This is a genomic window from Nocardia altamirensis NBRC 108246 (genome assembly GCF_001612685.1).
GTDB lineage: Bacteria > Actinomycetota > Actinomycetes > Mycobacteriales > Mycobacteriaceae > Nocardia > Nocardia altamirensis.
The window spans coordinates 24,678-47,879 of the sequence record NZ_BDAY01000051.1 but is presented as its reverse complement, the minus strand read 5'-3'; the positions used below and the strand labels follow the sequence as shown (position 1 = coordinate 47,879).

Annotated in this window: 20 protein-coding genes; 13 read left to right on the top strand and 7 right to left on the bottom strand. The window is 66.7% G+C overall.

Annotation, left to right across the window (positions count from 1 at the left end; translation table 11 throughout):
* Positions 1 to 1,155 (top strand): PucR family transcriptional regulator, encoded by a 1,155-nt coding sequence (locus NA11_RS46725; protein ID WP_167837732.1) that lies wholly within the window; start codon positions 1 to 3, stop codon positions 1,153 to 1,155.
* 25 nt (positions 1,156 to 1,180) lie between these two features.
* Here NA11_RS46725 and NA11_RS26035 read toward each other — a convergent pair whose 3' ends face one another.
* The 3 genes from NA11_RS26035 to NA11_RS26025 form a co-directional block, all read right to left on the bottom strand.
* The gene (locus NA11_RS26035; protein WP_069164623.1) at positions 1,181 to 3,958 is read right to left on the bottom strand and encodes an aminotransferase class III-fold pyridoxal phosphate-dependent enzyme; all 2,778 of its coding nucleotides are present in this window, start codon (positions 3,956 to 3,958) and stop codon (positions 1,181 to 1,183) included.
* A gap of 152 nt (positions 3,959 to 4,110) precedes the next feature.
* On the bottom strand, positions 4,111 to 5,487 hold the full coding sequence (locus tag NA11_RS26030; protein ID WP_069164669.1) for an ABC1 kinase family protein: 1,377 nt from the start codon (positions 5,485 to 5,487) through the stop codon (positions 4,111 to 4,113).
* A 17-nt stretch (positions 5,488 to 5,504) separates the two neighbouring features.
* A complete protein-coding gene (locus NA11_RS26025) occupies positions 5,505 to 6,146 on the bottom strand; it encodes a TetR/AcrR family transcriptional regulator (protein WP_069164622.1) in 642 nt (213 codons plus the stop codon).
* A 105-nt stretch (positions 6,147 to 6,251) separates the two neighbouring features.
* Between NA11_RS26025 and NA11_RS26020 the strand changes: the two genes are divergently transcribed.
* The 6 genes from NA11_RS26020 to NA11_RS25995 are packed head-to-tail and all read left to right on the top strand — an operon-like array spanning position 6,252 to position 12,530.
* Positions 6,252 to 7,127, top strand: coding sequence for a metal-dependent hydrolase (locus tag NA11_RS26020; RefSeq protein WP_069164668.1), 876 nt, complete (start codon positions 6,252 to 6,254; stop codon positions 7,125 to 7,127).
* 48 nt (positions 7,128 to 7,175) lie between these two features.
* Positions 7,176 to 8,057 (top strand): metal-dependent hydrolase, encoded by an 882-nt coding sequence (locus tag NA11_RS26015; RefSeq protein ID WP_069164621.1) that lies wholly within the window; start codon positions 7,176 to 7,178, stop codon positions 8,055 to 8,057.
* Positions 8,058 to 8,087: 30 nt separating this feature from the next.
* Positions 8,088 to 9,665, top strand: coding sequence for a flavin-containing monooxygenase (locus tag NA11_RS26010; RefSeq protein WP_069164620.1), 1,578 nt, complete (start codon positions 8,088 to 8,090; stop codon positions 9,663 to 9,665).
* Positions 9,662 to 10,612, top strand: a complete 951-nt coding sequence (locus tag NA11_RS26005) for an SDR family NAD(P)-dependent oxidoreductase (RefSeq protein WP_069164619.1) — start codon at positions 9,662 to 9,664, stop codon at positions 10,610 to 10,612. Before NA11_RS26010 ends, NA11_RS26005 begins: the two co-directional genes overlap by 4 nt.
* On the top strand, positions 10,609 to 11,496 hold the full coding sequence (locus NA11_RS26000; RefSeq protein WP_069164618.1) for an alpha/beta fold hydrolase: 888 nt from the start codon (positions 10,609 to 10,611) through the stop codon (positions 11,494 to 11,496). Before NA11_RS26005 ends, NA11_RS26000 begins: the two co-directional genes overlap by 4 nt.
* The gene (locus tag NA11_RS25995) at positions 11,493 to 12,530 is read left to right on the top strand and encodes a ferredoxin--NADP reductase (protein ID WP_069164617.1); all 1,038 of its coding nucleotides are present in this window, start codon (positions 11,493 to 11,495) and stop codon (positions 12,528 to 12,530) included. Before NA11_RS26000 ends, NA11_RS25995 begins: the two co-directional genes overlap by 4 nt.
* On the opposite strand, the gene NA11_RS25990 is transcribed toward NA11_RS25995, so the two are convergent.
* Entirely contained in the window at positions 12,469 to 13,455 is a 987-nt protein-coding gene (locus NA11_RS25990) for a helix-turn-helix transcriptional regulator (protein ID WP_069164616.1), read from the bottom strand. The genes NA11_RS25995 and NA11_RS25990 overlap by 62 nt on opposite strands.
* Positions 13,456 to 13,555: 100 nt before the next feature.
* Between NA11_RS25990 and NA11_RS25985 the strand changes: the two genes are divergently transcribed.
* From NA11_RS25985 to NA11_RS25980, 3 genes are all read left to right on the top strand, one after another.
* Positions 13,556 to 13,966, top strand: a complete 411-nt coding sequence (locus tag NA11_RS25985; RefSeq protein WP_069164667.1) for a RidA family protein — start codon at positions 13,556 to 13,558, stop codon at positions 13,964 to 13,966.
* Between the two features lie 124 nt (positions 13,967 to 14,090).
* Positions 14,091 to 14,234 carry a hypothetical protein gene (locus NA11_RS45830; protein ID WP_167837731.1) on the top strand — a complete coding sequence of 48 codons (144 nt, stop codon included), beginning with the start codon at positions 14,091 to 14,093 and terminating at the stop codon, positions 14,232 to 14,234.
* Positions 14,235 to 14,267: 33 nt separating this feature from the next.
* Entirely contained in the window at positions 14,268 to 16,313 is a 2,046-nt protein-coding gene (locus NA11_RS25980) for a thioredoxin domain-containing protein (protein WP_069164615.1), read from the top strand.
* Between the two features lie 201 nt (positions 16,314 to 16,514).
* On the opposite strand, the gene NA11_RS25975 is transcribed toward NA11_RS25980, so the two are convergent.
* Both NA11_RS25975 and trhA read right to left on the bottom strand, forming a co-directional pair.
* Positions 16,515 to 18,101: an adenylate/guanylate cyclase domain-containing protein gene (locus tag NA11_RS25975; RefSeq protein WP_084655073.1), complete on the bottom strand. Its 1,587-nt coding sequence runs from the start codon at positions 18,099 to 18,101 to the stop codon at positions 16,515 to 16,517.
* Positions 18,102 to 18,315: 214 nt separating this feature from the next.
* On the bottom strand, positions 18,316 to 18,939 hold the full coding sequence (trhA, locus tag NA11_RS25965) for a PAQR family membrane homeostasis protein TrhA (RefSeq protein WP_069164666.1): 624 nt from the start codon (positions 18,937 to 18,939) through the stop codon (positions 18,316 to 18,318).
* A 187-nt stretch (positions 18,940 to 19,126) separates the two neighbouring features.
* On the opposite strand from trhA, the gene NA11_RS25960 reads away from it, so the two are divergent.
* Both NA11_RS25960 and NA11_RS25955 read left to right on the top strand, forming a co-directional pair.
* Positions 19,127 to 19,915: an isoprenyl transferase gene (locus NA11_RS25960; protein WP_141717848.1), complete on the top strand. Its 789-nt coding sequence runs from the start codon at positions 19,127 to 19,129 to the stop codon at positions 19,913 to 19,915.
* Between the two features lie 82 nt (positions 19,916 to 19,997).
* Entirely contained in the window at positions 19,998 to 20,621 is a 624-nt protein-coding gene (locus NA11_RS25955; RefSeq protein WP_245746164.1) for a hypothetical protein, read from the top strand.
* Between the two features lie 6 nt (positions 20,622 to 20,627).
* On the opposite strand, the gene coaA is transcribed toward NA11_RS25955, so the two are convergent.
* Positions 20,628 to 21,560 carry a type I pantothenate kinase gene (coaA, locus tag NA11_RS25950; RefSeq protein ID WP_069164613.1) on the bottom strand — a complete coding sequence of 311 codons (933 nt, stop codon included), beginning with the start codon at positions 21,558 to 21,560 and terminating at the stop codon, positions 20,628 to 20,630.
* 216 nt (positions 21,561 to 21,776) lie between these two features.
* Here coaA and NA11_RS25945 point away from each other — a divergent pair, with 216 nt between their 5' ends.
* The gene (locus tag NA11_RS25945; RefSeq protein ID WP_069164663.1) at positions 21,777 to 22,973 is read left to right on the top strand and encodes a DUF885 domain-containing protein; all 1,197 of its coding nucleotides are present in this window, start codon (positions 21,777 to 21,779) and stop codon (positions 22,971 to 22,973) included.
* The last annotated feature ends 229 nt before the right edge of the window (positions 22,974 to 23,202 follow it).

Sequence of the window (23,202 nt, the reverse complement as noted above, 5' to 3'; positions counted from 1 at the left end):
ATGATTCAGCCCGCAGCACGGGGGCCAGGCGCGCGCGATCTGCTCATGACGCTGGTCGCCGGGGGCGCTGCTTTCGCGGAGCGTTTCGTCGAACGCATGCGGGTCGAGATTCCCACTTACGCGAACCTGCCCGCCGACGCACTCGTCCCCACCACGCTCGCCGCGCTGACCGTCGTCTTCGACACGATCCGCGATGGCCGCGATTTCGATGCCGCGGATCTGGCCGCGCTCGCCGAGCACGGCGAGGTCCGCGGCAGACAGGGCGTGTCGCTGGACGAGGTGTTCGCTGGCTGGCACCTGGCCAGCCGCATGCTGCTCGACGACCTGATCGCCATCGGGCGCAAGGACGGTGTCAGCGACGGCGTGCTGTTGGACCTGTCGCACGACCTCTTGCGTATCGCGGACACCGCCATGCTCGCTTCCGCCAGGGGCCACCACGTCGCGGAGTTCGAGATCGCCCGCGTCCAGCAGAACCACCGCGCCGATCTGGTGCGCGGAATCCTTTTCGGCACTTCGAGTCCCGCGTCGATCCGGATGCAGATGGAGGGCTACGGACTCGCCTACGACCGCGACTATCACGCGTTCCGTTCCCGCCCGACCGAGGCCGTCGACTTGCGCGACCTGGAGCGGGCACTGGACCTGACGCCCATCCATGGCAGGCCGCGTGGCCTGGCGGCCTTGGTGGACGGCGACCTGGTCGGGTTCGTCGACCATGCGCCGCCAACGGATCTGCCGGTCCCGGTCGGCCTCGGGCCCGCGGTCCGCCCGGACCGGCTCGAATCCTCGTTCCGGCTCGCGACGCGCGCCATGACGACCGCAATCGCGTTCGGCAGCAAGGGAACCCACGACCTGCCCGGCCTCGGCCTGCTCCCCGCGGTCGTCGCCGACATCGAGATCGGTGCCGAAATGGTCGCGCGTTACCTCGCCCCGCTCGGCGCCGGTGACGCGGTCGACGCACTACTCGGCACTGTCGAGGTTTACCTCGCCACGGATATGCGGGTCGACCGCACCGCCGAACAACTTCACTTGCACCCCAACACCGTTCGCTACCGCATCACCCGCTTCGAACGTCTCACCGAAACCAGCCTGCGCGACGCCCGCAGCATTCTCGAGGTCTGGTGGGCGCTGCAATACCGAAAAGTTCTCGAACGCTGAACCTTCCGGCTATTCGGTCGACCTGTCATCCCGCCGCTGCGGTGAGTGCGCTGTCGAGCACCGCCGCCGCGCGCTCTGCCTGAGCCATGGTCAACACCAGCGGAGGCTTGATCTTCAGCACGTTGTCCGCGGGCCCGTCGGTCGACAGCAGTACGCCTTCGCGTTTGGCCAGTTCGACAACGCGTTTGGCGAGAGCACGCTCCGGATGTTTGGTGTGCCTGTCGGTGACCAGATCGATGCCGAGGAACAGGCCGCGACCACGCACGTCGCCGATCGCCGGGTGCCGGTCGGCAGACGCGATCAGCATGGCCTCGAGCCTGCCGCCGACGAGCTGAGCCTGCGCCATCAGTCGTTCGTCCTCCACCACGTCGAGGACGGCCAGCGCGACCGCGCAGGACACCGGATTCCCGCCGAAGGTGTTGAAATACTCCATGCCCGTGACGAACTCACGTGCCACCCGGGCAGTCGTGATCACGGCGCCGATGGGGTGACCGTTGCCGATCGGCTTGCCTACGGTGACGATGTCGGGGACCACACCGTGATGCTCGAATGCCCACATATGGGTGCCGACCCTGCCGAAACCGCATTGCACCTCGTCCGCGATGCACAGCGCGCCCGCGGCCCGCGCGGTCGCGTAGGCGTCCGCGAGGTACCCGTCGGCGAGTTCGATCTGCCCGGCGCAGCCCGGCATCGACTCGTGGATGAACGCGGCGGGCGGGGTTCCCGCGCCCGCCAGTTCGGCGCAGTGCGCGGCGAACTCGGTCACGTATCGCGGCCCGTCGGCACCGAACTGTCCGCGGTACGGATCGGGCACCGGGCACACGCGGACCCGTGCACCGGGTCCGGTGCCACCGGACCGGTTGAACTTGTACGGGCTGATGTCGATGAGCGAGCTCAGGTTGCCGTGGTAAGCCCAGTCCAGCACCAGCGTGTGGTCGCGCCCGGTCGCGGTACGGGCGAGTCGCAGCGCGAGGTCGTTGGCCTCGCTGCCGGAGTTGGTGAGGAACACCGTATTCAGCGGGTCGGGGAAGGTGGCCGCGAGCCGGCGCGCGTATTCGGTGATGTTCGCGTGCAGGTAGCGCGTATTGGTGTTCAGTGTGTTCGCCTGTGCCGACAGCGCTTCGACCACGCGGGGGTGACAATGCCCCACATGGCAGACGTTGTTCACCAGGTCGAGGTAGCGCGCGCCGTGCGCGTCGATCAGTTCGGCGCCTTGGCCCGCCACGATGTGCAGCGGCTCGCGGTAGCTCAAGGACAACGTGCCGGACAGGTTCGCCCTGCGGCGCGCGGCGATGGCGGCCGCGGCGCGGTGTGGTCTGGCCGCCACCATCGCCGGGAGGCGTAGCAGCAGGTTCGGATCCGGGGAAATGCTCTCCCAGACATCCGCCTCGCTGGGGTGCACGACGTCGGGGAGATCCGCGCCAGAACCGAGCAGTGTGGTGAAGAGTTGCACCTGCACAGCTGATTCGTCGTCACCGATTCGCCCGAGCGGGTCGCCGCGCCGAACGCGATCACCAACGACAACGGTTCGCGCGTCACAATGCCTGAGGCGCAGCCAAAATGGCGTTCCGTCGGTGGTGCGGTGTTCGAGCAGCACCGTTGCGCTCTGGTCGTCCACCGCGGTCACGATGCCGTCGAGCGGGCAGCACACCGGTTCGCCGGCGATGCCCGATAGATCAATACCTATGCGCACACCTGTTTCGCGTTCCTCGCGATACCGGCTGACCGTCGCGGGCGCCGTGCGCAGTATCGGCGCGGGATCACAGTCCGCCGAACGCAGCCACGACACGATGGCGCGTTCGACGGCGACGGGCCGGTACCCGCAGGCATCGCGTAGCCGCGCGTGCAGCAGTGGGCGCGGGTGGCTTGCCAGCGCGGCGACGAGCTGCCGGATCTGCGGCTGGCTGATGTCGAGATACTCGTTGCCCGGATCTGCAGCGCGCTGTTCGGCGGCATTGGCGATGCTGATCGCGAGCCGGATGTCGACGAGATCGGGCAGCAGTGCGAGTTCGGTTGCGGTCAGCGGAGATTCGCCGTGGTACCCGGAGACCACGGCCGCCGCGGCTGACAGCGGGTCGGCGACCCCCAACTGGGCGTAGGTCATCGCCACAGCCACACCGCACACCCGTGGTGCGCGGACGATGTCGCCGAGATCGATGATGCCTGCGATGGCGCCGTCGTCGGCGACGATCACGTTGTAGTCGTTGGCGTCGTTGTGGATTGCCTGTTGTGGCAGCTGTCGCAGGGTAGGCAACAGTTCGGCCAGCCGGGCCAACGCATGATCGACCACCGGACCGTCTCGATCGGTCAGCAGAGGCAGCACCCTGGTCAGTTCCGTGGCGTGCAAGGGATTCCAGCGATACGGCCGGTCCAGCCCGGGGTGCTCGAAGCCGGCCAGCGTCGCATCGAGCCTGGCGACGGCCGCGCCGAGTGCGAGGAGCCGCTCGGTATCGGCGGGACCGGCCTCGGCCCACACCCGGCCGTCCACCCAGTCGAGGAGATGAACCACCCTTGGTGTGCCGTCGACCGTGGTGGTCGCCGAGTTCCGCAGCGTCGCAGTCGGAATCGGTGCGGCCACGCTCCCGAGGTAGGCGTGCACCGCATCTTGCAGCGCGACCTCGGGCGCATCGGCTTCGGCGGCATACACTTTGAGCAGGTACGTCGGCCGCCCATCGACATCGAGCCTGGCATTCACCTGGCACTCGCCCGGCAGTGGGGTCGCCGTCGCCACCACGCCGAACAGGTCTTCGGCAAGTGGTGCAAGTGTCTCGGCGGACGGCACGTCAAGGCGCTCTCTGGTCATGGGATCAGAAGTTATGCGGCACAACGGTTTATGTCGACAGGTACGAAAGGTCCAGCGACGCAGCACCCGCAGGTGAGCCATGCCGAGCGGCCTGTCGGGACGAGGAGTGTTGTTTCGATGATCGGGCGGTGACGGTGTCGGGTATTCCGTCGCTACGGCAGCGCGCGGCTGCGCCGCCAGTCCGCGATGCGACGACCGATGTCGGTGGCGGGCGGATCGCCGTCGAGCCACTCGCGCGCGATGCGGTACCAGTTGCCGGTGGCGCCAAGCTGGCCGAGGATGCCGAGCACCATGAATTCGACGCGGCGGGGGAGCGCGTGCTCGGCAGGCAGGCGCAGCGCGTCGACGCCGGGCTGGGTGCGGCGCGGGTCGACCGCCGCGGCGAACGCGCCGGTGGCCAGCGCCGGGGTGATGGTGATGTCGGCGTCGGTGAGTGACCAGTCGGCGGCGGCATTGATGTAGTCCAGGCATTCGGCGGCGGTGAGTCCGGCTGCCGGGTCGAAGACGTTGCCGCCGAGGAGCATGGCCAAGAGGTCGTCCGCGCGGCCCGCCGCCGCGGCGCGCAGGCATCGGCGTTCGAAGTCGACCAGGTCGGGGTCCATCTGCCGGTAGAGGCCGAAATCGAGGAAGGCGAGCGTGCCGTCGTCGCCGAGCAGCATGTTGCCTGGGTGCGGGTCGCCGCAGAACTCGTTGTCGGTGAAGATCGAGCCGATGTAGAAGCGAAAGACCAGTTCCCCGATGCGGTTTCGCTCGGCGACGGGCAGGTCACGCAGGTGTGCGAACGCGTGGCCCGCGAAGTATTCGGTGACCAGAACTCGTCGGCTGGACAGCTCGGGGAGGCTGTCGGGGATGCGGATGAAGGGATGATCGCGGAACGACTGTGCGACCCGGTGCTGCGTGAGTGCCTCTGCGCGATAGTCGAGTTCGCTCTCGATGCCGAGCCGGATCTCCTCCAGTAGCGGTGTCGAGGTGAACGCGGGAAGCAGCGTGCGCGAGAGTTTGGCGAACAGGGCGAGATTCTGCAGATCCGCTCGCACGGCACGGTCCACCCCGGGGTATTGCACTTTGACCGCCACCACGCGTCCGTCGTGCAGGCGTGCTCGGTAGACCTGGCCGATGGATGCCGCGGCCACCGGCTCCGCGTCGAATTCGGCGAAATGCGTTGCGATCGGGCCGAGGTCGGTTTCGATGACCTTGCGCATCGAGGCGAACGGAACCCGGGGCGCCTGGTCGCAGAGGGTGCTGAGGGTGGCTCGGATCCGGTCGCGATGCGGCTGCGGCAGCAGCTCCAGGTCGGCAAGTGCCAGGGTCTGCCCGATCTTCATGGCGGCGCCCTTCATGCTGCCGAGCAACGCCACCAGGTGTTCCACCGCCTGGATGGTGGCTTGTTCGGCGAGCAGTTCCCTGGCCCGCTCGGAACGTCCGATCATCGACAACCGGGTCTTCGCCACTCGCATCGCGTGCGTGGTGGCCGCGCCACCGAGCAAGCGGCCGCGGTCGAGCCTGCCTGTTGGCATCGAATCGTCGATCATGGTTGGCGCCAGGTCTATTGGGGGCCGAGCAGGGTGCGCGCGGTGGCGACGGCGGATTCCACGTACTTCGCGCGGACCACCGGGTCGGTGAGATCGCCGCGGATGATGCGCAGCAGTCCGCCGAGTGCGAGGCTCAGCAGTAGGTGTGCGGCGAAGTCGACATCGGCATCCGCGCGGAGGGCGCCGGCGTCGACACCGTGTCGCAGCGTGATGGCCGTTGTCGCTTCCAGATTCGCGCTCAGGCCGAGCAGTCTGGCTCTGATGTCTTCGTCCTGGATGCCCTCGACGAGCATGCGCACGGCGTGCGGTCGTTCGTCGGCCATCGTGAACAGGCGGGTGGCCACGGTGCGGATGCTGTGCTCGAGATCGTCGATCGAACCGTGTGCCAGCGTGCTGGTTTCGGTCATGATCAGCAGGCTTACCTCGTTGACGGCTTGGTCGATCACACCGTCGAACACGTCCTTCTTGCTGTCGAAATACTGGTAGAACGTGCCCTTTCCGAGTCCTGCGCGCTGGGTGATGTCGGCGATGCCCGCCTTCGTGTAACCGATTTCCGCGAAGACCTCCGTCGCGGCCTCGATGAGGTCCGAGTGCCTGCGTTGCACGAGGTCGGGGTCGACGGGTCGGCCTCTGCCGCGACGTTCCGAAACGGTCACTCCGGTAGCTTACCGGCTCTCTGTGTCCGATTCATATTGACGACCGACGCGTCGGTCGATAAATTAGAGCCAGGCGGAATTGTCCCAGACAGAGTGGTGGCGGACATGGCAACAGCAACGAGCAAAGACCGGCGACCTGCGGCATACCCCAAGGTCAGACGCATCAAGTTCCGCTTCGGCGAGTCCGAGACGAACGGGAAGTACTTCGTCGAGAACGACATGGTGTTCAGCCACTTCGTCGCAGGGCTTTCGGCGGCATTCCCGGCCGGAGAGGAGAGCTTCATCCGCTCGGTGCGCCGGTTCGCCGACCAGATCACCGATCCGGTGTTGAAGAAGCGGGTGGCCGCGTTCATCGGACAGGAAGCGATGCATGGGCACGAGCACCGGCATCTCAACGAGCGACTGTTCGCGCTCGGCTACGACTACCTCCAATGGATGGACACCGAGCAGTATCGCGCCGCGCTGACCCGGCTGGAGCAACGGCTGCCCGCGACCGTTCACCTCGCCATGACGGCCGCGGCGGAGCACTACACGGCGGTGCTCGCCGAGCGGATGTTGACCAGCGAGGAGATCCAGGCGATTCCGGCGGAGCCGGAGATCTGGAACCTGATGTATTGGCACGCCTACGAAGAGATGGAACACAAGTCGGTGGCCTTCGATGTCTATCGCGAGATCGGCGGATCGGAGGTCACCCGGATCGGGGTGATGCTCGCGCTGTACGCGCTGACGATGCCACTCACCTACGGCAATCTGATGGTGTCGCTCGCGCGGGATCCGATCGCCCGCAGGCAGCCGGTGACCCTGGCCAGGCAGAGCTGGGAACTGTTCCGCGGTCCGGTGTTTCGCGGGCTGATGAAGGAACTCGCCAAGTACATGCGGCCGGGTTTCCACCCCGACGACATCGACACCGCAGCGGTGCTGCGGCGGTGGCAGGAGCAGCTCTTCGGCCCCGACGGATCGCTCGTCGATCACCTCAAATAGGGCGCGGAGTCAGCCCCTCTTCAATCTGTTTGTCACGCAAGGAATGTCATGAGTAAACCAACAGCGTCGTTGCCAACCTCGGTCGCCTACCCGAAAGTTCGCCGGATGCGCTTCCGGTTCGGACAGCTGGAGCCGATCCAGCGGCATTTCATCGAAGGCAATATCGTCCTGAGTCATCTCGTTGCCCTGCTGTCGGGCGGCTTCCCGCCGGGCGAGGAGTCCTTCATTCGTTCGGTGCGGCGCTTCGCGGACGAGATCACCGACCCGGCGCTGAAGAAGCGGGTGGCCGGATTCATCGGCCAAGAGGCGGTCCACGGCAACCAGCATCGGGTGCTGAATCACCAGCTCATCGAGCTGGGCTATCTCTTCGTCAAAGTGGCGGACTTCCCCAAGGATTCACGTCGGGAGAAGACGCTCGTCCGCGCGGAGCGGCTCTTGCCGCGGCACCTGCACCTGGCGTTGACCGCCGCCGCCGAGCACTACACGGCGACCATGGCGCAGCGGGTGCTGTCCAACGAGGAAATCCGGGCCATACCGGGGGATCCCGAGGTGTGGCATCTGCTCGACTGGCATGCCTTCGAGGAGCTGGAACACAAATCCGTGGCCTTCGACGTGTTTCGTGCCGTCGACGGGTCCGAGGAGACGCGCATCCTGGCCATGGCGGTGATGTATTACGGGGTCATCCCGTTCCTGTCCGTCGCCGTGATCGCCTCGATACTCGCCGATCGCACTGCGTGGCATCCGATCACGGTGACCCGACAGGCGATCGAGCTCTTCCGTGGCCCGGTGGTGCGCGGGTTGATGAAAGAGCTGCGTACCTACATGGTCCGCGACTTCCACCCCGACGACATCGACACCACCGCCCTCCTGGAGCAGTGGCGGCTCGAATTGTTCGGGACCGATGGCCAATTGCGCGATCGAGTCAAGTAGCAGGCGCGGGAACCGGGATCGGATCTGACCATGGATGAGAAGAACGGCAATACCCCTGTGCCGGTGCAGGCACGAATACGGCCCGACCACGAGGTCGTGGTCATCGGCGCCGGTTTCGGCGGGATCGGCACCGGAATCGCATTGCAAAGAAAGGGGATTCACGACTTTCTGATCGTGGACAAGTGGGACCGGGTCGGCGGTACCTGGCACGCCAACACCTACCCCGGTGTCGCGGTGGACATCCCGTCGTTCATCTACAGCTTTTCCTACGAGCAACGCGGCGACTGGTCCCGGATCTACGCGCCCGGTACCGAGCTGCGCGACTACGCCGACGGCATGGTGGACAAGTACGGGTTGCGTTCCAAGCTCAGGCTGAACACCACCATCGTCGCCGCGAATTTCGATGAGGACAACAGCATCTGGCGGCTGGCCACCGACGGCGGTCAGGAGATCACCGGGCGCTACGTGGTCATGGCGGTCGGTGGGCTGGAACGCCCGAAGATGCCGGACATCCCGGGTCTGCATGACTTCACGGGCAGCCTCGTGCACACCGCGATGTGGGATCACGACCTGTCGCTCGCGGGCAAGCGGGTCGCGGTGATCGGGACCGGCGCCACTGCGCTGCAACTGATTCCGGCGATCGTCGACGAGACTGCGCACCTCACCGTCTTCCAGCGCACCCCGATCTGGGTCTTCCCCAAGAACGACGCGGAAGTGGGTTCGCTCGGTCGCGCCCTGCTGAGCAACAAGCCGGTGCGCTCGGCGGCGCGCTTGCTCGGCACCGTGGCCACCGAAGTGGCGATGAGCGGGAATCTTGCCGGGCCTGCCTGGCTCGGCACCACGCTGCGGCGGGCCGGCGAGATCCCGGTGCGGCGGTGGATGCGCAACCAGGTCGACGATCCGGTGCTCCGGGAAAAGCTCACGCCGAAGTACGGATTGGGCTGCAAACGGCCCTCGATGTCGAACGACTATCTGAAGACCTTCAACCGCGCCGACGTCAGTCTGGTCACCGATTCGATCGAGCGGATCACCGAGCGCGGGGTGCGCACCGTCGACGGGGTCGAGCACGAGATCGACGTCTTGGTCTGCGCGACGGGATTCAAGCTGTGGGACCGTGGCGCGGTCCCGCCCTTCCCGGTGCGTGGGCGCGGCGGCATGGAGCTCGGTGCATTCTGGGACGCCCATCGCTTCCAGTCGTATCAGGGCGTGTCTGTTCCCGGATTCCCGAACGCGTTCACCATCACCGGACCCTACGGGTTCGTGCTCGGCTCCTACATCTGGATGATCGAGGCCACCGCGGCGCACCTGAGTCGTGCGATCGCCGAGGCGGGCCGCCGGGGCGCCGACGTCGTGGAGATCCGGCAGGAGGCGCACGACGAGTACTTCCGGCACTGCCTGCGGCGGCAGGAACGGAACTTCTTGTTCACCCCGACCTGTGCGGGTTCGAACACCTACTACATCGACAATCACGGCGACTCGCCGTTCCGCCCCACCACCCACGGCGAGATGTACTGGCACAACCGGCATTTCGACCTGGATGTGTACCGCTACACGATCGGCTCATCGCCTGCCGCCGAGGTCGTCGCCACTGCCAAGGAGTCGGTGTGAAACTCAACAATCTCCAGCCTCGCCTCGTCGTGGTGACCGGTGCGGGCAGCGGTATCGGCCGGGCCATCGCGATCCGCTTCGCGCGCAAGGGCGCACACGTCATTGTCTCCGATATCGATCTGGATGCCGCATCGGCCACCGTCGCGATGATCCAGGCGACCGGCTGTACCGCGAGCCCGGCCCGGCTCGACGTCACGGACCCCGCCGCATGGCGCGCCTTCGCCAGGGACGTGCTCGCCGATCACGGGGTGCCCGATGTGCTGGTCAACAATGCCGGGATCATGGTCGGCGGCGCCTTCGCCGACCTGGAGCCCGAGGACTGGGACCTGCAGCTCGGCGTGAACCTGATGGGTGTGGTGCACGGCTGCCGCACGTTCGGGACGATGATGATCGAGCACGAGATGCCAGGCCACATCGTCAATATCGCCTCGGCTGCCGCATTCACGCCGACCCCGGCCTTTCCTGCCTACTCGGTGTCCAAGGCGGGCGTGAAGATGCTCACCGAGTGCCTGCGGCTGGAGTTCGGGCCGAAAGGCGTTGGCGTCAGCGCGATCTGCCCCGGCGTCATCAATACCGACATCGGCAAGCACGCTACCTACGTCGGCATCGACCAGGACCTCGTCGCCAGGGGATTACAGGTCAGCCAGCAGATCCAAGAATTCGCCGCCAAGCTGCCGTTTTCGCCGATGAGTCCCGACCTGGTTGCGCGGGCAGCAGTGCGCGCCATGCGATTCGACTTGGCGGTCGTCCCGGTTCGTGCCGAAGCCTGGCTCGGCTACTTCCTGCTGCGTCTCGCTCCTGGCATCAACCGCACCATCGCCAGATCCTTCACCACGCAGCGGCTCGAAGAACTCGGTGTGCGTGCATTGCGTTTCCTCGGCACCGAACCCGCAGCGCAGGCCACCGCCTTGCCCGTCGAGGCGACACCGGCCGGAGCCCGGTCATGACCGCCAGGCGCGAGTACCGGTTTCCGCGCCACGATGGGGCTTGGCTGCACGTCACCGAATGGGGTGCGCCGATCGGCAAGGTCACCGTAGTGCTCCTGCACGGCTGGGGGCTGTCGAGCCGGTCATGGGAGGACGTTGCCGAATTGCTCGTTCGGGCCGATCCGGCACTGCGGGTGATTGCGTACGACCATCGCGGGCACGGACTTTCGGCACGGACCCGGGCCAGTCTGGAAATGCTGGCCGATGATCTGGCCGACGTGGTCACCGACCTCGTGCCGAGCGGGCCGGTGGTATTCGGCGGTCACTCGATGGGCGGCATGACACTGATGACGCTGGCCGAACGGCATTCCGAGCTGGTGCGGGCCCGCGCCCGCGGGATCGCCATGGTGGCCACCGGGGCAGGCGAGCTGCCTGCGACGGGTCGTGCACTGCTGCTGCGCTTTCCGGCACTTCAAACCCTGGTCATCGGTCTGATCGCGCGCACGAGAATGCCTGCCCGGCCGCTGTTTCTGCTGCGGCAGCTCAACCGGTTCGGCATGTTCGGTGTCAACCCGCGCCGCCACGACCTCGACCGCGTCGTCTGGCAGGCGGCACAGGCGCATCCACGGGCCGTCGCCGACATGGGCTCGTCTATGTTGCGGCACAACCGTTTCCACGCGCTTGCCGGGTTTGCGGGGATCGAGACCGTCATTCTGGCAGGCGCCCGCGACACCATTACCCCCGTGCGCTACGCCAGAGCCCTCGCCGCGCGGCTGCCCGATGCGCGGCTGGTCGAGTATCCGGGCTCCGGTCATCAACTGCCGTACGAGCGACGCGAAGAGATCACCGAACATCTGTCTGTGCTCTGTGGCGCCGTCGCGCCGCGCGCGGAGGTGGCGGTGTGAATCCTCGTGCGCACCAGGTGAAGATCTGTGACGTCATCGTCGAGACCGCCGACGCCGTGACGCTCGTTTTCGACATCCCGGAAGATCTCTCCGGGCGATTCAGCTATGCGCCAGGTCAATTCCTCACGCTGCGCGTGCCGAGTGAACGCACCGGCTCGGTCGCCCGCTGCTATTCGCTGAGCAGCAGTCCGCACTGCGATGACCGGCTCGCGGTCACCATCAAACGCACCGCAGGGGGATACGCCTCGAACTGGCTGTGCGACAACATCACCGCGGGCACCATGATCAGCGTCCTGGAACCGGCGGGCACCTGCACGCCGCGCTCCCTGGACGCGGACCTGCTGCTGTGTGCGGCGGGCAGCGGCATCACCCCGATCATGTCCATCATCCGATCGGTGCTCACCGCGGGCACCGGGCGGGTCGCGCTGCTCTACGCCAACCGAGAGTCGAGCTCAATCATCTTCGCCGGCGAGCTCGAGCAGTTGGCCGGCCGGTTTCCCGAGCGCCTGACCCTCCGGCACTGGCTCGAGTCCGAGCATGGGCTGCCGACCGTCGGCGGCGTCGCGGACCTGCTGGTCCAGTATCGGACTCGGGACATATTCCTGTGCGGGCCAGCCGGATTCATCGACATCGCAACGGCCGCGGCGGCGCAGCTAGGCCTGCCGCAGCGCAACATTCATCAGGAGAAGTACCACTCGCTGACCGAAAACCCCTTCGAGCAGCCAGTACTCGCACCAGTGCGACGTGCGACCGGCGACTCGGCCACCGTGCGCGTCGACATCGACGGCGAGACCGTTGTGCTCGAGTGGCCACGAAACCGGAAACTCTTGGACGTACTTCTCGACAACGGCCTCGACGCACCGTACGTCTGCCGCGAATCAGCCTGCGGCACGTGCGTCTGCACGGTCCGCGAAGGCCGAACACGCATGCTCATGAACGAGTCCCTGATCGATGACGAACTGGCCGCAGGTCTCACCCTGGCGTGCCAAACCCTTCCGGAGTCCGACGATCTCCACATCGCGTTCGACCAATAACGCTTGGACAGCTCCGAACTGGTTGTCCGTCTGATTGATTCGACTCGGTCGCGGCAACCGTTCGCTCGATCGTATTGCGTGCTACCTGGCCGCTGTGAGGAGTGTGCGAAGCGCCTGGTGAGCGGGGGCTGTCGGGTGTCGCCGTGTAGGTCACCAGTGCGCGGACTCCTGGATCGGCCATCAGGGGCAGGAATTCGTAGTCGAGGGCGATCGAGCCGAGTGCGGGATGCCGGAGGTGGTAGGTGCCGAATGCGACGTCGGTGACGTCATGGCTGGTCCATAGATCTTCGAATTCCGTACTTGCGGAACGCATCTCGTTGATGAACTGGTTGAGGGCGGTATCGCCGGGTCGGTGGCCGATGCGTAGTCTTAGGTCGCTGGCGAGCTGTCGGGTGAGCGCCGGCCTGGCATCGACGGTCAGGGCGCGCACGTGCGGGTCGAGGAAGACGAGGTGCGTCCAATTGCGCTGTCGGACAGGAAGACTAGCGAAATCGATGCCGAACAGGAGCTCGGCGGCCCGGTTCCAGCCGGGGATGTTGGTGTGGTGACCAACGATGTAGGCGGGGATGTGCTCCATGGCATCGAGCAGCGCCTGCAGGGCGGGCCGCAGCGTCGGCGGATCAGTGTCGGGGTGGTCGGTCGTGAGCGGTGGACACGCCAGATTGTGCAGGTGCGTGCGTTCGTCGGCGCTGAGTTGCAGAGCGGTTGCGACGGCGTCGAGAACGGCAAACGAGACGTTCTCCAACCGCCCCTGTTCCAGTCGGGCGTAGTAGTCGACGCTGACACCGGCAACCTGTGCGACTTCCTCTCGCCGCAGCCCGGGCACCCGCCGACGCCTGCCGAAGAAGGGCAGGCCGACATCGTCCGGACGCAGCCGCGCCCGGCGAGAAGAAAGAAATCCTCCGATTTGCTCAGCGCTGTCCACGAGTATCGAATCTTAAGGTGGGTCTGCCAGACCGCGGTTCGGCGGTCATCGGTTAACCGGATGCTGGCGTGCTGGCCCGCCGCCGGACAGGCTGGTGGTCATGAGCGTTCGCAATGCCCGCATCGAGAAGATCGCCACCACCCCCGACTGGTACGAGCCGTATCGGATCTCGCAGGCCGTCACCGCCAACGGCATGATCTATGTCTCCGGCCAGGCCGGCTTCACCGAAGACGGCACCACCGTCCCCGGCGGTTTCCTGAACCAGGGCCGCCAAGCCTTCCGCAACGTCGAACGCGTCCTCGCCGCCGCAGGCGCAACCCTCGGCGACGTCGTCAAAGTCGGCATCTTCGTCCGCGACATGGCCACCAACCTGCCCCACGTCATCACCCTCCGCACCGAATTCCTCGCCGCCCCCTACCCCGCCGACACCCTCCTCGAAGTCTCCTCCCTAGCCCAACCCGACTGGCTGATCGAAATCGAGGTCATCGCCCTCGCCCCCGACCCCCACTGAATCGACGCTGCCCACCCGGAACGGGTCTGCGCCAGTGGCGAGTATGCGGATACTGCACCGACCCGTCCAGCATCCGGCCGACGATCGACTCCACGGTTGGCTACATGCACTGTGAGGTCTTGGCGTGGAATCCAGTGTGCTGGTCATCGACGCGTCCGACCGCCAAGCCGACGGGCTGATCGAGGTCGTCGCTGTCGCCCCGACCCCAGTCGACGCCGCCGATCGGCTCGCTGCCCGGCGCTTCCCATCCCGCGCCTGGCAGGGGTGATGGCTCGCGGTCATCTTGTGAGACGGTGGAGGTATGAATCGGCTCGGGAACGCGACTTCTCCGTACCTGCGACAGCACGCGGGCAATCCGGTGCATTGGCAGGAGTGGACCGCCGAGGCGTTGGGGGAGGCGCGGGAACGGGATGTGCCGATCTTGTTGTCGGTGGGGTACGCGAGCTGCCACTGGTGCCATGTGATGGCGCACGAGTCGTTCGAGGATGCGGCGACTGCTGAGCTGATGAATGCGAATTTTGTCTGCATCAAGGTGGATCGGGAGGAGCGGCCCGATCTGGATGCGGTGTACATGAATGCCACGGTCGCGATGACGGGGCAGGGTGGGTGGCCGATGACGTGCTTCCTTACGCCTGCGGGGGAGCCGTTCTACTGCGGGACGTACTACCCGAAGCAGCCGAGGGGCGGGATGCCGTCGTTCACGCAGTTGCTCACCGCGATCACCGACACCTGGCAGCACCGGCGGGGCGAGGTGGACCAGGCGTCGGCGCAGGTGACCGAGGCGCTGCAGGCGCAGGCGGCGGGACTGCCCGACGCGGATTTCGCGATCACCGCGGAACTGCTCGATCATGCGGTGGCCGCGGTGCTGCGTGACGAGGACCCCAACCATGCCGGTTTCGGTGGTGCGCCGAAGTTTCCGCCTTCGGCACTGCTGGAGGGGCTGTTGCGGAGCTGGGAGCGGACCGGTGCCGCGAACGTGCTCGCTGCGGTGCATCGCACTGCGGAGGCCATGGCGCGTGGCGGCATCTACGACCAGTTGCGGGGTGGGTTCGCGCGGTATTCGGTCGACGCCGCCTGGGTGGTACCGCATTTCGAGAAGATGCTCTACGACAACGCCCAATTGCTGCGTGCCTACGCGCATTTGGCGCGGCGTACGGAGACCGCAGCCGGACCGGAATCGCTCGCGCATCGAGTCACTCGGGAGACCGTGCAGTTTTTGCTCGACGATCTCGGCACCGAGCATGGCGGGTTCGCGTCCGCTCTCGACGCCGACACGCATCTCGAACCCGGCAAGCCAGGCGTCGAGGGCGCGACGTACGTGTGGACACCTGCCGAGTTGATCGGCGAGCTTGGCCCCGACGACGGCGCCTGGGCCGCAGAGGTTTTCGGCGTCACTGCCGCAGGGACCTTCGAGCACGGCACGTCGGTGCTCACCCGGTACACCGACCCCGGCGACCACGTTCGGCTCGAACGAATCCGCGACACCCTACGCAAGGCGCGCGACGGCCGTCCACAACCGGACCGCGACGACAAGGTGGTCACCGCGTGGAACGGCATCGCGATCACCGCACTGGCGGAGGCCGGTGCCGCGTTCGGTGTGCCGGAGTGGGTGGCCGCCGCCGCCCGCTGCGCGCGATTCCTGTTGTCCGAGCACGTGATCGACGGCCGGGTCCGGCGCGCCTCGCTGGACGGCGTCGCGGGATCGTCGCCCGGCGTGCTGGAAGACTACGCCTGGCTGGTGACCGGCCTGCTCGCCCTGCATCAGGCCACGGGCGAGCGCACGTGGCTCGACGACGCACAGCGCCTGTTGGACAAGGCGATTCAGCATTTCGCCGATCCCACTGTGTCCGGCAGCTGGTTCGACACCGCCGACGACGCCGAAACCTTGGTCACCCGCCCGCGCGACCCTATCGACGGCGCCACCCCGGCGGGTGCTTCCGCTCTCGCCGAAGCGCTGCTCACCGCCGGTGCCGCAGGCGATGTCGACCATGCCGTGCCTTATCGCGCCCTGGCCGCCCAGACCCTCCAGCGCGGCGCGGTCGTGCTGGCCCGCGCCCCACGTTCGGCAGGCCAGTGGCTCACGGTCGCCGAGGCGGCCCTCCGCGGCCCCCTCCAGGTCGCCATCGCCAACGAACCACCTAGCAATCCAAGCGAATTGCTCACCATCGCCCGCGCCACCGCCCCGGGCGGCACGGTGATCCTGGCCGCGCCACCGAACTCGGCCCCCCTCCTGGCCGACCGCCCACTGCTGAATGGCGAACCCGCCGCCTACGTCTGCCGCGGCACCGTCTGCGACCTCCCGGTCTCCACCGCTGCCGAGCTACGCGCAGCCCTCGAACGCTCGTAACACCCACAGAGGTTCGACACGGTTCACAGCACTTACAACTGTTGTGAACCGCATGGACCCTTTGTGGCTCCCGCGTCCATGCGAGGTGGTCGGTTGGTGTCCGTCGCTCGTGACATCCACAGAGGTTCGATACGGTTCACAGAACCCAGAGCAGTTGCAAGTGTTGTGAACCGTGTGGGCCCTTTGTGGGTGCTGCGTCCGTCAGTCGGGTTCTGTTGTGGTGGTGGAGACTTCGACAGTGCTGCGGCCGGGGGTCGGGTCGGGGTGGACGACAGGCGTCTCGGGCCTGTTCCGGGTCTTGGCTACCGCGCGCTTGTCGATGTCGGTCCAGCAGGCGGTCGGCTGCTTCATCCCGCGCAGCAGGATCGTTTCGTACAGAGCCCATTTCGCGCCCTCGTGCGCGGCGGCAGCCTCGATGACGGAGCCGCTCACCAGGATTCGGCGCGGCACCTCTTTGGCCTCGCTGGTGAGCCTGGCCGCCTCGTTGACGGCATCGCCGATGACGGTGTACTCCAGGCGGGTGTCGGAGCCGACGTCGCCTGCGAAGACCGGGCCGTGTGCGACGCCGATCCCGATATCGAGTTCGCCTGCGGCGACCACCTCGTCCCTGATTCGGCGGGCCGCCCGCAGCGCGGGAGTCGCGTTGTCGCGCAGGGCGATCGGGGCACCGAAGATGCACAGCGCCGCATCGCCCTCGAATTTGTTGACCAGTCCGTTGTTCTCCTCGGTGGCCGCGACGACGGTCGCGAGCAGCCGATTCAGCTTGGCGACGAACTCTTCCGGCGGCAGCCCGGTGGACAGTTCGACCGAGCCGGTCACATCGACGAACAACGCGGTCACTGTGCGCACATCACCGGTGAGGTCGAGGCCACCGGCGAGCGCGCGCTCGGCCACCTCGGTGCCGACGTGCCTGCCGAACAGGTCGCGCATCCGTTGCCGCTCGGACAGATTCGCGGCCAGCTCGTTGACCGAGTTTTCCAGCCGCCCGATCTCGCTGGTGCTGCCGACCGGAACCCGCACGTCCAGCTCACCTTTGGTGATCCGGTCGAGTGCCGCGCGCAGCATGCGCATCGGCGAGGCCACCGCGCGGGCCAGAAAGGCGGTCGCCAGCGCACCGACGCCGAGTCCGACGATCGACAGGTAGATGGCGGTGCGCACCCGATCGTTCGGGTCGGCCACCGGATTGGCGAGCACCACGATCAGCATCAGCAGCGGAAGCGCGGACGCCACTGCCCAACTCACCACGACCCGGACGAGCACCGAGGAACTCCAGTGCATGGTCGGCCCGAGCACCGCGGCCACCACCGGGATGGTCGGCCGGATCAACCGATCGACGATGAGGAAGGTCAACCCGACCGATTCGAACCCGCCGAGGGCGAACAGTGCGGCGGTCACCATCGGATCGGTGTTGGGCGCCAGCTGGACGAGGATCAGCGGCCCCAAGATGATGCCGATGCTCCACACGGCCAGCGCCCGCGTGGTGATGATGATCGGCAGGCGAAGCACCTGGCGCGCTTCCGCCTCGGTCGGTCTGCGTCCGGCGTCCAGCCAGCCGAAATGCTGGCTGCGGTCCCGGACGGCGAGCACGACTCCGAACACAAGACCCAGCGCGGGATAGATCCCCACCACCGCCGTCGACCGCAACCATTCGGCGCCGAGCACGGTGAGCGAGCCACTGAGCCACAGCTCGATCACGATCACCGCGAGACCGCTGAAGTTGGTGGTGATCACCACCGCGGCCAGGCCCGCACGCGCTTTGAGCGCCCAGATGATGAGGCGCGCGATCATGTCGTCAGGCTTCGGGACGGCAAGAAACCCGCTGCTGTGGCGGTCGATGGGATCGGCACGATGGCCAACGCCGACAGCGCGGCGCTGGGGACGGCACCGAGGTAGAACACGAACAACGAGCTTAGAACCAGCCCGACCGCAAAAGCCGGTTTCCCGGTGATCTTGTCGAACGCGTCGGCCGTCGGCACTTCGGCCGACGGAGAGTTCGTGCCGGTCAGCGCAACACGACGAGCCAGACCGCGACGTAGTGGGTCAGCGCGGCGAGCACCGTCGCGGCGTGGAAGAACTCGTGATGGCCGAACACGGTCGGCCACGGGTTCGGCCATTTGGTCGCGTAGAGGATCGCGCCGCCGCTGTAGAACAGTCCGCCGATCAGCAGCAGGATCAGCGGTGCGATGCCGATGTTGGTGTTCAGCTGCCCGGCCACCGGCACGATCGCCCAGCCGAGCAACAGATACAGCGGAACGCCGACCCAGCGAGGCGCGGTGGGCCACAGCAGTTTCAGCGCGACGCCCGCCAACGCGCCCGCCCACACCACGATGAGCAGCGTCTGCCCGGTGCGACCTGGCAGGCCGAGCAACGCGAACGGCGTGTAGCTGCCCGCGATGAACAGGAAGATCATCGAGTGGTCCGCCCGCTTCATCCGGATGCGCGCCTGCACGGTCGGCCAGGTCACCCGGTGGTAGACCGCGCTGATGCCGAACAGTCCACACACCGTCAGCCCGTAGACGACGGTGGACCAGCCCGCGGTCGCCGAGACGGTGGCCGCCTTCGCGATCAGCACGATGGCGGCGACGGCCGCGATGCCGACTGCCCAGGTGTGGATCCAGCCGCGCATCCTCGGCTTGAAGAGCGCATCGATCGGCGTGCCGTCCGCCACTTCGGTGTCGGTGGCGCCGATGGATTCGGACACGAGCTACCTCCTGGTTGAACCGCCGGTAACCTACGGCACCGTAGGTTACGGTCCTGGCGTCACTGTACCGGGATATGCGGTCGCTGCCGAGATCGCGCCGCTAAGGCGTAGGGTGGCCCGCGTGGAGCTTCCGGTTCAGGTGCGGGGTTTGCCGTATCGCATCTACGAGGCCCGGCTGACCAAGCAGCTGGCCGGCAAACAACATCCCCGCCATGTCGCGGTGATGTGCGATGGCAATCGACGGTGGGCCCGCGAGAACGGTTTCACCGATGTGAGCCACGGCCATCGGGTCGGCGCGGTGAAGATCGCCGAACTCGTCGGCTGGTGTCAGGCCGAGGGCATCGAGATGGTCACCGTCTATCTGCTGTCGACGGAGAACCTGCTGCGCGATCCCGACGAGCTCGAGACGCTCTTCGAGGTGATCACCGACGTTGTCGAGGAACTGTCGGCGCCGGAACAGAATTGGAGCGTGCGGGTCGTCGGCTCGTTGGACGGGCTGCCCGAGCTGGTCGCCAAGCGGATCCGGACGGCGGCCGAGCGCACCGAGGGCCGCGATGGCGTGCACGTGAACGTGGCCGTCGGCTACGGCGGCAGGCAGGAGATCACCGACGCGGTGCGCTCGCTGGTCCGTCAGGAGATCGCCGCCGGCGAAACCGGCGAGGACCTTGTGCAATCGATCACCGTGAACGCGATCGGTCAGCACCTCTACACCTCGGGCCAGCCTGACCCGGATCTGGTCATTCGCACCTCCGGTGAGCAGCGCCTCTCCGGTTTCCTGCTGTGGCAGAGCGCATACTCGGAGATATGGTTCACCGAGGCGTACTGGCCGGAGTTCCGGCGTGTGGATTTCCTGCGGGCGCTGCGCGACTACGCGGCCAGGCACCGCAGATTCGGTATCTAACGCCGTCGATCAACGCACCGGGCCGCGCGGAAGGGGCACTGGCTCAACGGTGTTCGACCGCGCTCCGATCGGCGGACCACCGATGAGCGACCTCGACAGCCGGTCCGACGGCTACCAGGACGCGTCGGCCGACGACCAGGCCGACCGGGCACCGGTGTCCTACATCAGCTACGAAGACTTCGGGCGCAGGTTCCTCGAATACGCGGCCACCGAGGAGCGCATCCTCGGCGCGTTCGACCAGTTGACCGGCGCCGCATTCGATTTCGGCCCGATCGGGGTCGGCCCTGGCCGATTGGCGAAGGCGAGCGCGCAGGTGCTGCTCGGCCAGGCGCAGGTGCAGCGCGATATCGAGGACGTCATCTCGTTCCAGCTGAAGATCCCGCTGAGCGTCGACATGCTCATCGATCTGGCGTTGGACAAGCACCGCTTCGAGGTCGACGGCCACATCCACCTGCACCTGATCGTGCGCGCGGCCGCGCCGCTGCGGGTCGTCATCGAGATCGCCACCCCGCGCTCGAGCGACGTCAGGATCAACGTCGCCACCGGCACCGTCCGCGGGCAACTGCTGCGCATCGTGGCCAGCGTCGATCAGGAGATCCGGCGATTCATCGCCCGTTATATCGCCAAGGAGATCCGCAAACCGCACATTGCCGCGGCCCGCGATATCAATGTGGCGAAACGCCTCGACGAGGCCTGGAAATTGTAAGCGGGATCACAATTTCCGCAGTCGCAGCCTATTGATGCTGTGGTCGGCGTCCTTGCGTAACACGAGGGTGGCGCGCGGCCTGGTCGGCAGAATATTCTCCACCAGATTCGGGCGGTTGGTGTTGTTCCAGATCTCCTGCGCCGTGACGGTCGCCTGCTCGTCGGTGAATCCGGCGTAGTGATGGAAATGCGCGTTCGGGTTCGCGAACGCGGTCTTGCGCAGCGCGAGAAACCGTTGCACATACCACTTCTCGATGTCCTCGATGCGGGCATCGACGTAGATCGAGAAGTCGAACAGGTCGGAGACCATCAGCCGTGGCCCGGTCTGCAGCACGTTCAGTCCCTCGACGATGAGAATGTCGGGCTGGCGCACGCAGTGGAACTTGTCCGGCACGATGTTGTAGGAGATGTGCGAGTACACCGGTGCACACACCTCGGGCGCACCGGATTTCACCTCGGTGACGAAGCGAAGCAGCTTGCGGCGGTCGTAGCTCTCCGGGAACCCCTTGCGGTGCATGATGCCCCGCCTGGTGAGTTCCGCGGTGGGATAGAGGAATCCGTCGGTGGTGACCAAGTCGACCCGAGGATGGTGATCCCAGCGCGACAGCAGCGCCTGCAGCACACGCGCGGTGGTCGACTTGCCGACCGCGACACTGCCCGCGACGCCGATCACGAAGGGCACCTGCTGATCGGGGTGCGTCTCGCCGAGGAAGGTCGCGGTCGCGGCGAACAGTCGTTGCCGCGCGGCCACCTGCAGATGGATGAGGCGAGCGAGCGGCAGATAGACCTCGGCGACTTCTTCGAGATCAATCTGTTCGCCGAGGCCGCGCAGGCCGATCAGTTCTTCCTCGGTGAGCACGAGGGGAGTCGACTTACGCAGTGTGCGCCACTGTTTCCGGTCGAATTCCACATACGGGCTCGGCTCGCTCATTCGTGCCACTTACCCGACGCTCCAGTTCGGCAAACACGCACCCATACCGTCTAGCTTTCGCCGCATGACCGAATTCTGCTCTGCGTCAACATCGTGGGAAAAGCGGGGTACCTCTACCGGGTGGTAGCCGGATCGATGATGCCGCATTCCGGCAGGTATTCGAGGTCGATAGGCGGCGTCGGCGCCGCGCACGGCCGCCGGTCGGGTGCGGCTAATGTCGATCGGATGGAAGCGCATCCACTCGTGACGGAGTACCTGCGACTCGGCCTGGCATTCGACCGGCTCGAGGACGGGTTCGTCGACGCGTTCACCGGCGATCCGGCGCTGCGCCGCGCGGTGGCCGACGGGCCGGCGCCCGAACCGCGGCAGTTGGCCCGCAAGGCCGCCGCACTGCGTGACGAACTGCCCGAGGCCGGACTCGGCGCGGAGCGCACCGAATTCCTGGACGTGCATCTGCGGGCGCTGGAGTGCTCCGGTCGCAAGTTCGCGGGCGACGACATCGGTTTCGTCGACGAGGTGCATGCCTATTTCGACGTGGACATCGCTCCCGGCGACGTCGAGGACTACCGGGACGCGCATCGGCAGATGGGCGAGGTGCTGGCGGGCGACGGTGCGCTGGTCGATCGGGTGGCCGCGTACCGCAAGGCCGACGAGATTCCGCCGGAGCGCCTGTCCGCCTGCGTCGAAGCGTTCTCCGGCGCGCTGCGGGAACTGGTGCGCGACCGCTATCCGCTGCCCGATCACGAGCACGTCACCTACGAGGTGGTCGGCGACAAGCCGTGGTCCGGCTTCAACTACTACCTCGGCAACTTCCACTCGCGGGTCGCGATCAACGCCGACCTCAAACAGCACATGGCGCACCTGCCGCACCTGATCGCGCACGAGTCCTACCCCGGTCACCACACCGAGCACTGCCGCAAGGAGGCCGGGCTGGTCGCGGCGGGGCAGGCCGAGCAGACGCTGTTCGTGGTGAACACCCCGCAGTGTCTGATGGCCGAGGGCCTCGCCGACCTGGCGTTGCGGTCGATCGTCGGGCCTGGCTGGGGCACGTGGGCACAGGAGATCTACGCCGATCTCGGACTGCGCTTCGACGGTGAACGGGCGGAACGACTTTCGAACGCTTCGGCGAAGCTGCTCGGCGTGCGTCAGGACGCGGCGCTGCTGCTGCACGATCGGCGGCGCAGCGCGGACGAGGTCGCCGAGTTCATGCAGACCTGGGGCCTGACCACCCTGGAACGGGCGCGGCAGTCGCTGCGTTTTCTGTCCTCGCCGCTGTGGCGGGCCTATATCTCGACGTATGTGGAGGGTTACCGCCTGCTCGGCGGCTGGCTGGACCAGGCCGTTGATGCCGACGAGCGGGCCGACCGTTTTCGGCGGCTGCTCGACGAACCCCTCACCCCGGGGGCGGTCCGACGCGGCTGACGCCCGGTGGCTGTGCGCTACCAGGCATCAGCCGACTATTCGATCCTGCTTGTTACGCGGTGGGGCAAGTCTGGCCTGCCGAGATGGAACACATGGACTGCAGCAGCGTCTTGAGCAAGGTTTCGATCGGGCTGGCTGCGACAGGGTAGAGCAGGAACATTGTTACCTCTGGGTAGTGAGTCGGGAGTGTCTTGATCAGACTAACCGGTCACTTTGCCCGACCATGTCG